Annotated in this window: 13 protein-coding genes; 4 read left to right on the forward strand and 9 right to left on the reverse strand. The window is 54.7% G+C overall.

From position 1 onward, the window contains the following. Positions 1-88: 88 nt before the first annotated feature. From GS614_RS19695 to GS614_RS19715, 5 genes are all read right to left on the reverse strand, one after another. Positions 89-1,264, reverse strand: coding sequence for a peptidase S41 (locus tag GS614_RS19695; protein ID WP_171727130.1), 1,176 nt, complete (start codon positions 1,262-1,264; stop codon positions 89-91). A gap of 126 nt (positions 1,265-1,390) precedes the next feature. Continuing rightward, complete coding sequence (gene rplT / locus GS614_RS19700) at positions 1,391-1,756, reverse strand: 50S ribosomal protein L20 (RefSeq protein ID WP_152457001.1); 366 nt, start codon at positions 1,754-1,756, stop codon at positions 1,391-1,393. A gap of 14 nt (positions 1,757-1,770) precedes the next feature. Continuing rightward, the gene (rpmI, locus tag GS614_RS19705; RefSeq protein WP_010443552.1) at positions 1,771-1,971 is read right to left on the reverse strand and encodes a 50S ribosomal protein L35; all 201 of its coding nucleotides are present in this window, start codon (positions 1,969-1,971) and stop codon (positions 1,771-1,773) included. A gap of 183 nt (positions 1,972-2,154) precedes the next feature. Further along, positions 2,155-3,705 carry a sodium:alanine symporter family protein gene (locus GS614_RS19710; protein ID WP_171329908.1) on the reverse strand — a complete coding sequence of 517 codons (1,551 nt, stop codon included), beginning with the start codon at positions 3,703-3,705 and terminating at the stop codon, positions 2,155-2,157. Between the two features lie 13 nt (positions 3,706-3,718). After that, a complete protein-coding gene (locus tag GS614_RS19715) occupies positions 3,719-4,156 on the reverse strand; it encodes a universal stress protein (protein WP_170344758.1) in 438 nt (145 codons plus the stop codon). A gap of 197 nt (positions 4,157-4,353) precedes the next feature. On the opposite strand from GS614_RS19715, the gene GS614_RS19720 reads away from it, so the two are divergent. After that, positions 4,354-4,815 (forward strand): Lrp/AsnC family transcriptional regulator, encoded by a 462-nt coding sequence (locus tag GS614_RS19720; protein WP_174818381.1) that lies wholly within the window; start codon positions 4,354-4,356, stop codon positions 4,813-4,815. A 12-nt stretch (positions 4,816-4,827) separates the two neighbouring features. Here the strand turns inward: GS614_RS19720 and pyk are convergent, their stop codons facing one another. Then, entirely contained in the window at positions 4,828-6,273 is a 1,446-nt protein-coding gene (pyk, locus tag GS614_RS19725) for a pyruvate kinase (RefSeq protein WP_171329906.1), read from the reverse strand. Positions 6,274-6,415: 142 nt separating this feature from the next. On the opposite strand from pyk, the gene GS614_RS19730 reads away from it, so the two are divergent. The 3 genes from GS614_RS19730 (at position 6,416) to GS614_RS19740 (ending at position 7,882) form a co-directional block, all read left to right on the forward strand. Beyond that, a complete protein-coding gene (locus GS614_RS19730; protein WP_171727131.1) occupies positions 6,416-7,153 on the forward strand; it encodes an N-formylglutamate amidohydrolase in 738 nt (245 codons plus the stop codon). Positions 7,154-7,240: 87 nt separating this feature from the next. Further along, a complete protein-coding gene (locus tag GS614_RS19735; protein ID WP_152456995.1) occupies positions 7,241-7,480 on the forward strand; it encodes a DUF6868 family protein in 240 nt (79 codons plus the stop codon). A gap of 87 nt (positions 7,481-7,567) precedes the next feature. Then, entirely contained in the window at positions 7,568-7,882 is a 315-nt protein-coding gene (locus GS614_RS19740) for a DUF1244 domain-containing protein (protein ID WP_152456994.1), read from the forward strand. Between the two features lie 127 nt (positions 7,883-8,009). Here the strand turns inward: GS614_RS19740 and GS614_RS19745 are convergent, their stop codons facing one another. From GS614_RS19745 to GS614_RS22005, 3 genes are all read right to left on the reverse strand, one after another. Beyond that, on the reverse strand, positions 8,010-8,609 hold the full coding sequence (locus GS614_RS19745; RefSeq protein ID WP_253285461.1) for a carboxymuconolactone decarboxylase family protein: 600 nt from the start codon (positions 8,607-8,609) through the stop codon (positions 8,010-8,012). Positions 8,610-8,976: 367 nt separating this feature from the next. Next, on the reverse strand, positions 8,977-11,625 hold the full coding sequence (locus GS614_RS22505) for an AsmA family protein (protein WP_171727132.1): 2,649 nt from the start codon (positions 11,623-11,625) through the stop codon (positions 8,977-8,979). A gap of 62 nt (positions 11,626-11,687) precedes the next feature. Beyond that, a partial coding sequence (locus tag GS614_RS22005; RefSeq protein WP_216601213.1) for a hypothetical protein occupies positions 11,688-11,873 on the reverse strand: 186 nt, incomplete at its 5' end.

The following is an 11,873-nucleotide window of genomic DNA, read 5'->3' on the forward strand; positions in this document are numbered from 1 at the left end:
CCCTCAATGAATTTACAAAAGCCGGCGCTGAATGCGCCGGTTTTTTTTGCGTTCGCGTGGCATCTACGCGGGCTTTCCTGCCATTCGTCTAATTTCTCAGACTTCTGAGAATTCGTTGATAGAACGCGCCATGTGCATCTTCAGCGGTAGGTTCGTTGATCAATTCCCAATCCAAATCCAGTGTTCCAGCCGGAACTAGTTGCCGCGCGATCTCGGCTGGTGTGGTTTCATCGCTGGTTCCGTTCTCCCAATCATGAAAAGCCGATGAGTATCGAACGACCGCCCCGCTGGTTGGCAAATCGAGCGAACCTCCCTCGGCAAAAAACGTCAACCCGTCACCCATTTCTTCCCCTATGAGCTTGAGCCTAGGTCCCAATCGATGTTTGAGGATGGCGACAAAAACTATCGCAGCCGAAAACGTGAATTTATCGACAAGCACAACAACCTGCCTGCTTGCGTTTTCAGAGATGGCGTCGATCAAGGGCATCGTTTTGAGAAAGTCGCCACCGGTGTTTCCACGAATGTCAATCAAGAGCGTTTTTTCCGAGCAAACGCTTACTTGATCTGCTGCACCTGAGATGGCTTTCGGCAGCGCACCTTCTCCTGAATCGAGAAAACTGGGCAACAGTATCGAAAGCCCAAGTCCCCGCCAGCCCTTAGTCTCCACAAGTCTCTCGGGTGTCCAAGCCGGATCGGCCCGGCCATGCTCGTTTCTCGGGTAGAGCGTTGATGCAGGAACCGTATGACCGTTTTCCACTTTGAATTCGGATATCTGACCGTTCTCGTCTTGCACGCGATACTCGGTCGTTTCGTCTTTTGAGGAAAAACCGAGACGAGCCAAAGCATAGGGCCACACGAGTATTATCGATCCGATTACCCGTTTCCTTTGGCGCGTTCCTGCCAGAAATGTTTCTGAGGCGGCTTCGATTTGGCTTAACGGTGTGCCGTTGACTGCAACCAGCTTTCCTCTGGGCGCCGTTGTTTCTGGTGCCGTACCAACTAACTGGATGGCGGTTCCGATGCTCACGAATCTCAGCGGGAGCACCGAGATGGCATCATTCGGAATCAGCCGTGTGTGCCCGTTGTCGGGAAGTGCCAGTAGGCGCATTGTTGAAAACAGAAAGGCCTCTTTTAGACCTTCTGAAGCGTATCTTCGGGCATCACTAATGCAACTGTCTATCGCCGTCTGTTCGATCCGCCGAAAGCTGGGATCGCGTGGCAAGGCAGTTTCTAAAACTTGCTCTAAGTCTTGTACCAGCGACATAGTTTAAGGTGCGCACGACTGCTGGACGATGTCCAGAGTGTGCTTAACACCGACATCCAATCTATGGAAAACAAAAAAGCCGCCCCAAATGGGACGGCCTTTCTTTCACTGTCTCTCGAAAGAGGATCAGGCGGTCAGAGCTGCCTGAGCTTTGGCGACGATCGCGCCGAACGCTTCCGGTTCGTGCACGGCCAGGTCGGCCAGAACTTTGCGGTCCACCTCGATACCGGCCAGGTTCAGGCCGTTGATGAAGCGGGAATATGTCAGTGCTTCGTCATGCGAACGGACAGCAGCGTTGATCCGCTGGATCCACAGGGCGCGGAAGTTGCGCTTGCGGTTCTTGCGGTCGCGGGTTGCATACTGGTTGGCCTTGTCGACGGCCTGACGGGCAACCTTGAAGGTGCTCTTGCGGCGGCCATAGTAACCTTTGGCGGCCTTGATGACCTTCTTGTGACGGGCGTGAGTTACGGTTCCACCTTTAACGCGGGACATCTCTTAATCTCCTCTTAGCGGTCGTAGGGCATGTAGCCCTTGACGATCTTGGCGTCGGGGGCGGACAGGGTGGTGTTGCCACGGGCATCGCGGATGAATTTCTTGGTCCGCTTGATCATGCCGTGCCGTTTGCCGGCCTGGCCAGCAAGGACCTTACCGGTCGCAGTCACCTTGAAGCGCTTTTTGGCGCTCGACTTGGTCTTCATCTTAGGCATTTCCGTCTCCTTTTTCGGGTTCGGTTCCAGACGCGACTCGGCATGCCATCTCGGCCGGTCACGCGATCAGAAGCGCCGTTTACGCAAGTTCGGTCATACTGGCAAGGGGGTTTGGATCAGATTCTGCGCTTTTTGCCGGCTGATCGGGCACTGGGGCGACAAAGGCCGCCCCAGTGATTGGGTTTAGTGTTCGAATTTCCGGATTTCACCGGTTTTCAGGCGCTCGGAATACGAGGCCAGCTCCTGACGCACCACTTTCATCAGGAAGTAGAGCGCAAAGACGTTGACCACCGCCATCGCAAAGATCGCCGCATCCGAGAAGTCGATGACCGGGCCAAGGTTGGCTGCGGCACCGATGACGACGAAGATGCAGAAGATGATCTTGAACACCAGCTCTTTGGTGTGGCCCTCACCGAACAGGTAAGTCCAGGCCTTGAGGCCATAGTAGGACCAGCTGATCATGGTCGAGAAGGCAAACAGGATCACCGCAACCGCCAGGATATAAGGGAAGAAACCGAACGCGCTGCCGAAGGCGGCAGAGGTCAGGCTGACACCCGAGTTGCCGTCAACAGTGGCAATCGCCGTGCCGGCCTCATTCAGCATGTAGTTGCCGGTTTCCGGATCGATGATCAATTGCTGGGTGATGATGATGACCAAAGCGGTCATCGTGCAGATCACCACGGTGTCGATGAACGGTTCCAGCAAGGAAACGAAGCCTTCAGTGATCGGTTCCTTGGTCCGAACAGCCGAGTGCGCAATCGCTGCCGAGCCAACACCCGCTTCGTTCGAAAACGCCGCACGTTTGAAGCCTTGGATCAGCGCCCCGACCATGCCGCCTGCAACACCCAGACCGGTGAAGGCGCCGGCGAAGATCTGACCAAAGGCCCAGCCGATCATATCCGCATTCATCAAGATGATGACCAAAGCGGTCAGAACGTAGAGAACGCCCATGAACGGTACGACCTTTTCAGTCACCCGTGCGATGGACTTCAGGCCGCCGACGATGACCATGAAAACAACCGCTGCAAAGACCAGCCCTGTGATCCAGCCCGGATAATCGCCCACGATGCCTGCGATCTGCTGATGCGCCTGATTGGCCTGGAACATGTTGCCCCCACCCAGCGCGCCAAGGATACAGAAGATCGAGAACAAAACCGCAAGGATCTTGCCACCCGGCAAGCCCAATTCGTTGAACCCTTTGGACATATAGTACATCGGGCCACCCGAAACGGTGCCATCTTCGTACTCGTTGCGGTATTTCACACCCAGCGTACATTCGGTGAATTTCGACGCCATACCCAGAAGACCCGCCAGGATCATCCAGAAGGTTGCACCCGGTCCGCCGATGCCGACGGCAACAGCGACACCCGCGATATTCCCCAGGCCGACTGTGCCCGAAAGCGCCGTGGCCAGAGCCTGAAAGTGGCTGACCTCGCCTGCATCGTTGGGGTCGGAATAGTCACCTTTGACAAGACTGATTGCGTGACTGAAGAACCGCATCTGCACAAAAGCAAAGTACAGAGTGAAGACCGTCGCAGCGATGACCAGCCACATCACGATCCACGGGAAGCTGGTCCCGGGGAATGGTGCGAAGATGAAGCTGACGAATGGGCCGGTCAGGTCAGCGAAAGCCTGGTTGATTTTTTCATCAAGCCCCGGAGCATCTTGCGCAAAGGCAGGGCTGGCGACAATAGCGGCGGCCGTTGAGGCGCCGAGTTGTTTAAGCATTCTCATTTTGTCCCTCCCTTCAGTTCACAACCGTGACCGGAACATCGGCATGCATCACAAGGTTCTGGGTCGAACTGCCGAAGATACGTTTCTTGATCCCGTCTGCCGAAGACCGGCCGACAACGATCTGCGAGCCGCCCATTTCCATTGTAATGGCGTTCAAGGTCTCCGCCACGTCGCCATGACGAACAACACCCTGCGCTTCGAAACCAGCCTCTCTGAGGGCCTCAACGGCAGGTGTCACGATACGCGACGTTGCCAGATCAACCTCTTCTTCCCTTCGCTTGTGACGCTGTGCGTTTTCTTCCGGTGTCTGAAAGGTGTAAGGGGACCATTCGATCACATAAGCGACCACCAGTTCACACGAGCCGATCAACCTTGCCAAATCCTTGGCAAAGGCAATCACGCGCTCACCGGTCTCTGTCCCGTCGAGTCCTATGACAATCTTTGTTGTCATGTCGTTCCTCCATTTTTTTCATTTGGCCGGGGCCCGTGCCCCCGGCAGGGCAGCCGGAACTTGGAACTTTCAATAAGACCGCCCTTTGGTAAGTATCAGGAATTTTCACTAGGAATTGGGGATTTTTTTGGCCTATACTCAGTGTAAATTATCGTTCTGCACTAAAAAAACAGGAAGATTTACTGATTAGTAGAGAATTGGACAATATCGATCAGCGCATCCTGCACGAGCTTGAGGCCAATGGCCGGCTCTCAATAGTTGAGCTTGCGGCGCGCGTAAACCTTACAAACACGCCCTGTTCGGAACGCGTGAAACGGCTGGAAAAGAACGGCTATATCAAGGGCTACAGCGCCATCGTCGACAAAGAGAGAATGGGGCTGGCCCTTCTGACCGTCGTACAGGTGTCGCTGACCGCAACGGCCGAGCAATCCCTGGATAAATTCAACGAGGCCGTACGCGATGTGCCGGAAATCGAAAGCTGCCTGATGGTGGCAGGGTCGTTCGATTACCTGCTGACTGTCCGCACCCGCGATATCGCGCATTTCCGGATGATACTGGGTGAGAAAATCAACAAGCTGCCCGGGATTCACCAAACCAGCTCTTTCACGGTCATGGAAGCCGTGAAAGAGCCTGTTGGCCAACGGGTGTCCGGGCTTTGATACCCGTTCTGATTATTCGGGATCCGTGCTGTAGATCAGTCGCTCGTCACACGGGGCCACGCGCAGAATGTTGGTCGTGCCCGGCACGTTGAACGGCACGCCGGCAGTGACGACGATCTGATCGGTCTCGGTTGCAAATCCCCCTGCCCTTGCGGCGCGCGCTGCGTTTACAACCGCGCTTTTGAACCGTTCAAGCTCGGGCGTCATGACGCAGTTGCAACCCCAGGTCAGGCAAAGTCTGCGCGCCGTTCCCATCAGCGACGTCATTGCGATAATCGGAACACCGGGACGTTCGCGCGCGGTCAATGCGGCTGTCGTGCCACTTTGCGTAAAACAGCAGATCGCCTTGATTTCGGTTTTCTCGGCTATTTCGCGCGCCGCGGCAACGATCCCGTCCGCAACGGTGGTTCCCTTGGCGGTACGCGAGGCGGCGATGATCTGCGTATACGTCGGGTCGGCTTCAACTTCGATGGCAACCTTGTTCATCGTCTGCACCGCTTCGATCGGATAGGCACCGGCTGCCGATTCCGCGCTGAGCATGATGGCATCAGTGCCTTCGTAGATCGCCGTCGCAACGTCCGACACTTCGGCACGGGTCGGCATCGGGCTTTCGATCATGCTTTCCAGCATCTGTGTGGCGACGATGACGGGCTTGGCTGCCCCGCGGCATTTACGGACCAGTCGTTTCTGGATCGGAGGCACGGCAGAAACAGGCAGTTCCACGCCCAGGTCGCCGCGTGCCACCATGATCCCGTCCGACGCATCAAGAATATCGTCAAACGCCTCAACTGCCGCAGGTTTTTCAATCTTGGACAGGATCGCTGCGCGGCCATCCGCAAGCGCGCGAGCCTCGAAAACGTCTTTGGCGCGCTGCACGAAGCTCAGCGCCAACCAGTCGACACCCAGTTGGCAGACAAACTCCAGATCCTCTCGGTCCTTGGCCGACAAAGCCGCCAGCGGCAGCACCACATCAGGAACGTTGACGCCCTTGCGGTTCGAGATCGTGCCACCCACCTCGACCGTGCAATTTGCAAAATCCTGCCCGCAGTCCTGAACGATCAGTCGGATCTTGCCGTCATTCACCAGCAGGCGCGCGCCCGGCTCAAGCGCCGCGAAAATCTCGGGATGCGGCAGGCAGACCCGGTTGATGTCGCCCGCAGCAGGGTCGAGGTCGAGCCGGAAGGACGCACCTTCTTCCAGCTCCTCTGCCTCATTGGCAAAGACACCAACGCGCAGCTTGGGCCCCTGAAGGTCGGCCAGAATGGCAATCGGGCTGTCCAGGTCCTTTTCCACCTGCCGAATGATCTTGTGCCGTTCGCGGATCTCATCATGGCTGCCATGGCTCATGTTCAGACGAAAGACATCAGCGCCAGCCTCGTGCAGGGCACGAATCGTGTCATAGTCATTTGACGCTGGCCCCAGCGTCGCCACGATTTTCACATTTCTCAGGCGTCGCATTGGCATAGACCTCCTTACGTCATCTCAAGTTTGCAGATCAGCTTACGCAAAATGTTACCGCAAACATCATCTCGATGCTTATTGCGCAATTCCCTTTTCAAAGCAACTGCCCTACACCTGCGGCAAACAAGATGACAGGCTCATGACATACACTCCATTTTTCGTCCACGGTGCGGATCGCCCGTCTCGCTGGCTGATTACATGCGACCATGCAACCAACACTGTTCCCCCAGACGTAAATGGCGGCGACCTCGGCCTGCCGCGCGAGGATATGGAACGCCATATCGCCTATGATGTCGGCGCGTATGAGGTGTCGAAACACTTGGGCGAGATCCTGAAAGCGCCTGTGATTGCCGCCAACTTCTCGCGGCTGGTCATCGATCCGAACCGGGGTGAGGACGATCCCACGCTGTTGATGAAGCTCTATGACGGGTCAATCATACCCGGAAATCGCCATGCAGATGATGGCGAGCGCGAACGTCGTCTGAATATGTGCTACCGCCCCTACCACGAGGCACTGGCACAAATGGCGGCCCTGCCCCATGCTGTGATCGTTTCGATGCATTCCTTCACCCGCCAGCTGCGCGGTCGTGAGGCGCGCCCGTGGCACATTGGCGTGCTGCACACCTCGGACGAGCGGTTCTCTGGCCCGCTGATCGAAAGGCTTCAGGCCGAGGATGATCTGTGCGTTGGCGTCAACGAGCCGTATACCGGAGTTCTGCCGGGGGATGCGATTGACAAACATTGTACCGCGTTCGGACGCCCCAACGCACTGATCGAGCTGCGCAACGACTTGATCGCAGACCATACGGGTCAAAGGGAATGGGCCGAGCGATTGGCGGTGATCCTGCAAGATGCATTGGAAGCCAGCGACCTTTGACCGCAAGTCCTGCGCGTGCTTTTCCGCGCATCACGCTGTTGTGAGCACGGCCTTCATTTCCCATATCAACTGGGAAAGGGAGTCATCATGACACAAGAGTTTTTGACGACGTTTTTTGGTTGGATGGCCGTGCTCAATATCGCGGTGCTTCTGTTTACCACCCTGATGGTTCTGCTTTTGCAGGATTGGATTGCCGACATTCACGGCAGGATGTTTCGGATGGAACGCCCGGATGTGAAACGCGCCTATTTCAGGTATCTTGCGAACTACAAAATCCTGACGCTGGTTTTCTGCATCGTGCCGTGGCTGGCATTGAAACTGATGTGAAAAGGCGCTTCGGCACGTCCGTTTCTTGTAACGGGTCCACTGGATTGTTAGGTCAGAAGCAACTCAATCGCCATCCGGAGCCAGATCATGGACAAGCAAACCGAAATTGAACTTCAGGCTGCCGCATTTCGCCGGTTGCAAAAGCACCTGATGGAAGACCGCACGGACGTTCAGAACATCGACATGATGAACCTCGCCGGGTTTTGTCGCAACTGCCTGTCGCGCTGGTATCAGGAAGCGGCAAACGAAAAGGGAATCGAACTGGGCAAGGATGAAGCCCGCGAGATTTTCTACGGCATGACGATGGATGAATGGAAATCGAAATATCAAACCGAGGCCAGCCCCGAGAAACAGGCCGCCTTCAAGGTTGCGTTCGAAGAAAACGTCGGCACGAAAGACTGACAACGCAGAGCTCAAAAAGGCCCGCCGATCCGGCGGGCCTGTTGATTTGGATTACCGTTTCAAGCTGTTGTGCCACGCCCGCCATACGCTTTTACGAGGCCCCTGGCCCAGACCAACAGATCAGAAGTCATGCGAAAAGCCCGTTTGCCTTGCCAAAATCAAGGTAGCACCTTTTGCTACGCAGGTTGTCGAGCACGTCTTCGCCGACGGAATTAGCATCTGAATGATACTCGGTAATTCCGGTGCCCTCTAACACACGATTCATCAAGTTGAACAAACCGCAAACTTGTATAGCGTCAAACAGCGCCTTCTCGGACCAGCCGGCATCGTAGACTGCTTTTGCATCGGCTTCAGTCATGCGGGAGGGGCTGGTTGTTAGTTTTCCGGAATAAGCAAGAATGGGTTTTAGACTGTCGTCGATATCCGCGCTTTCAAGATCATCCATCAAATCCTCGATGGTGCTGACATCAATGCCGAAAGCCTTGGCATGCACGGTGTGCGCGCCATGACAAAAAGCGCAGGCGTTCAATCCGGAGACATAGGCTGCAATGATCTCTCGTTCCGCGATGCTGAGTTCACTGTCGCCCCGCATGACACGATTTTGGTACTCTGCCAGAGATCCAAGTTTCTCCGGGAAAGCGCGATAGACGTGGCCCAGATTCGCGTCTTCGGGCATGGACGGAAACAGGTTTTTCATTTCAACCTCTCGAAAATCAGTATCTTGCATCCTAGCTGGGCTCCGGGCTTTCGCAAACAAGCAACCTTTTGCATGTCGCAAGGCGGCATGGGGTAGTTGGTGTTATCCCCGAAGATTGCAGTCAATTGCCGCGTTGCACGGTGTCAGAGTGCGTATGCTGTTGGCTAGTTTTAGGCATGCACGGAGTGCCGGACCTGTTTTGGAAGCTGTGGAAGCCTGTGACTGATGATCCAGCCCTTGCCGCAAACAAGGGGGTTCCGGGTGCCCACAAGACGTTGGACATCTAGCGTGGTTTGGCCTTCAATCCACGCTCCTTGCCCAAAACAGACATCTTTAGCAGTCACATTACGATCCTTCACGAACTCTGGGTTCGGTCAGGTACCGAGCCGCTCGCCCACTATTGGAGCTGCAAAATATCCGGAACACAGAGTTTTCTTTTGGCCGGCATTATATCCGCACCATCAGATCGTTTCAGCCTTTTCGGCCCATCCTTGACCTTGACGTTCGGCTTGGACAATGGACCCCTCAAAGTCACTGGCCAGGGGCTTTTCGAAAGGGGTTCGCCAATCTTTCGGGGTTGCAGATTCAAATCCAGAGATTTTCCCGCCACATTAACATCGCCAAAAACAACAACCTGGACATGATCTGTTTCCAGGGTGGTTTGTTTGGTCGAAAAATTTCCATTTGAAATATTGATCGGCGCGCGCAAGCATACGATTGGCGCAACCTTTTGTTTTTCTTTTGTAAATACCCAAGGCAAAACCCCAAGCCCCGCCAAATCCAGAAGCTGCGTTTCGATAGAGCCATCCCGCATTGAAACTGTGGCGCTGCCATTCATGGTGTTGGCAAAGTGTTTTGGTGAATCAGTTCCGCCGGTCACCGAAAAATCAGCATAGATCGTACCGCTGGCGCCCTTTTTGAAGTTCAGATTGTGGAGGATGTCATCCAGCTGCCAGCCGCCCGCCTTGCCGGTCAAAGTAAGCAGATGCGCGTCATTCGACAGATCCATTTGCCCGCTGACGTCGAAATGGGCGCCTCCGTATTCAAACTTCAACGGCCCGGCCTTAAGCTCTTCTTCGTTGAGGGTCAGATCACTCTGCAAACTGCTTATGCCTCTGGCGCCTACGATATGCCGAAGATCAATATCAACATCCATATCCATACCGGACAAGAGAATTGAACGGCCGATAGGTTCAAGCGTCACATCTCTCAGCGGACCGGTGGCACTGTCTTCTTGATCGGCATCTTCCTCGTCCGCCTCTGAACCGCCTAACTTCCTCAACTGTGCGACGGCCTGAATGATGGTACGGATCTGATCTACCTTGATCAGCTCACTTTCAATAGTACCCCGCAATACAGGGGCACTTGTTGCATCATCAAGATCGGCCACGATTTGCAGGGCAGAGTCGGCTACCTCGACAGCAGCATTTGCGTTCCAATCAGTGCCCTGGCTGACAAGCCCGATTTCAAACCGCGCAGGACCGGTTTCGACACGTTCAAGTGACAGCGCCTCCAACAGATCCGCCCCGGATGGAACATCGACATCAATTGCCAGATCCAGATCCTCGAATTTGAGCACGTTCTTGACCTTGCCATGCACCTCGAGATTCCAGACTTCCGTTTCGCTTGTCTGGCCATCCAGATTCGTTAGAGACAGCTGATTGATGCCGCCGTTCAAATGAAAGTTGCCGGAAAACCTGCCAAGCTGGTCGTCCGGCCCCAACAACTCTGGAGAGATCAGACTGCTTGCCGGAATATCCATCAGACCTTCAGCTGATATGCCTTGCAACCTCAGCGCATCATCGACCGAGCCGTTCAAAATGACAAACGGATCAGCGGGGTTCCCAATTCTCAGGTTGATGCTTCCAACACGCAAGGCGCCTTCGGGTGTTCTGGATAGCTCGGAAAACTTGATTGGAGGCGGGCCTTCGCCCGAGGTGTCCAATGTGAACCCGTTGGTTTTGATAACCATTTGTCGCTGAGGAACCTGCCCAGGAACACTGTCCATTACCATATCAACCGCAACAAGTTTAAGATCATATCGTGATGCGGCGGGGGCTGGTTCAGCATTTTCCGGGTACAACCGAATACGTGTTGTCAGCGATACATCTTCGGGGTTTCCCAATTCCCCGATTTGCCCGTTCAGCGAGAGGCTTTGACCACCATCCAACTCCGCCAGCACGGCCAGATCATCGATGCGGGAAGTGCCATTCGCCGTATGGAACGTTGCGCCAATACGCCCAGAGCCTTCCAATACTCGATCAAGTTTCAGGATGTCGAGAAGCTGACCAAGTTCCACAATCTCTATAGTCGTCCTCACCTCAAGCCCGGCTTCCTGAGGGACTTCTTCGGCAAGAATAGAGACTTGTTCAAAAACCGCTGTTATCCGAAACGGGTCTTCCGCTGGAAACGTTCCGCTGAGCTCAAACCTCTCGCCGTTCAGCGAACCTTCCCCAGCCGCAGAGGCCGTGTTGGTTTGATCGTCACGCTTAAAAAGCAGTTCAGGAAGCTGCAGATTCAGTTCAATCCCATTCAATTCATTCTGATAAAAAATGGTGATGTCGGTCAGGTCAACTGTGCGGTCCGACAGAATTCCGGCGACCGGTAGCATAGGAGGTTTTGCGGTTTGCGAAGCTGCTGCATTCGGTTGAGAAACAGAGTGCCAATTTCCAACGCCATCCTTGTCAGTGATCAGGTTCAGGTGAAAACCCGAGATAGAAAGGTCACTTAGAGAAAGCTTATTGTTCCAGAGGTCACGCGCGGAAACCTCGAATTCAAGTTTGTCGATTGCCGCCAGCTTCGCATCTGCTTCCGGCGCCCCGGGTAGTACCAACCCCGCCGCTGATATCTGCAACTGCCGCCCCAGACCGAGACGCACTTCATCTTCTATTCTGACGTCCTGACCAAGTTTCTTACTGATCAGGCTCTCAACAAAAGTGGCCCTGACAGAAGAAAACAACGCGGAGGACAGGAATAGCCAGGCCGCAAAGACAAAAACAAGCGCAACAGCGCAACAAATGAAAACACCTTTGACAACGTATCTCACGCTTCTCTCCCACGGCTCCAAGTCATCCTGAGCATCCTCATCAGACTGGTCCAAGTTGATTGTTAGTGCATCATCGGCCTGTAATCCATTGAGATGATGGATTTAGGTGCACTAAAGCGATAACGACGTTGGCTGAGTGAGCAATTTTTTGTTGCGATGTCTTCTCGATATTTCAATCGGTGTTCATGCGGCGAGCGTTTGAGCCTCCCCAACTGAACGGGTCCACCGTTATGTTTAGGAAACGGAGG

Origin of the sequence: Ruegeria sp. HKCCD6604, assembly GCF_013110635.1 — a bacterium.
In the GTDB taxonomy this organism is placed as follows: domain Bacteria; phylum Pseudomonadota; class Alphaproteobacteria; order Rhodobacterales; family Rhodobacteraceae; genus Ruegeria.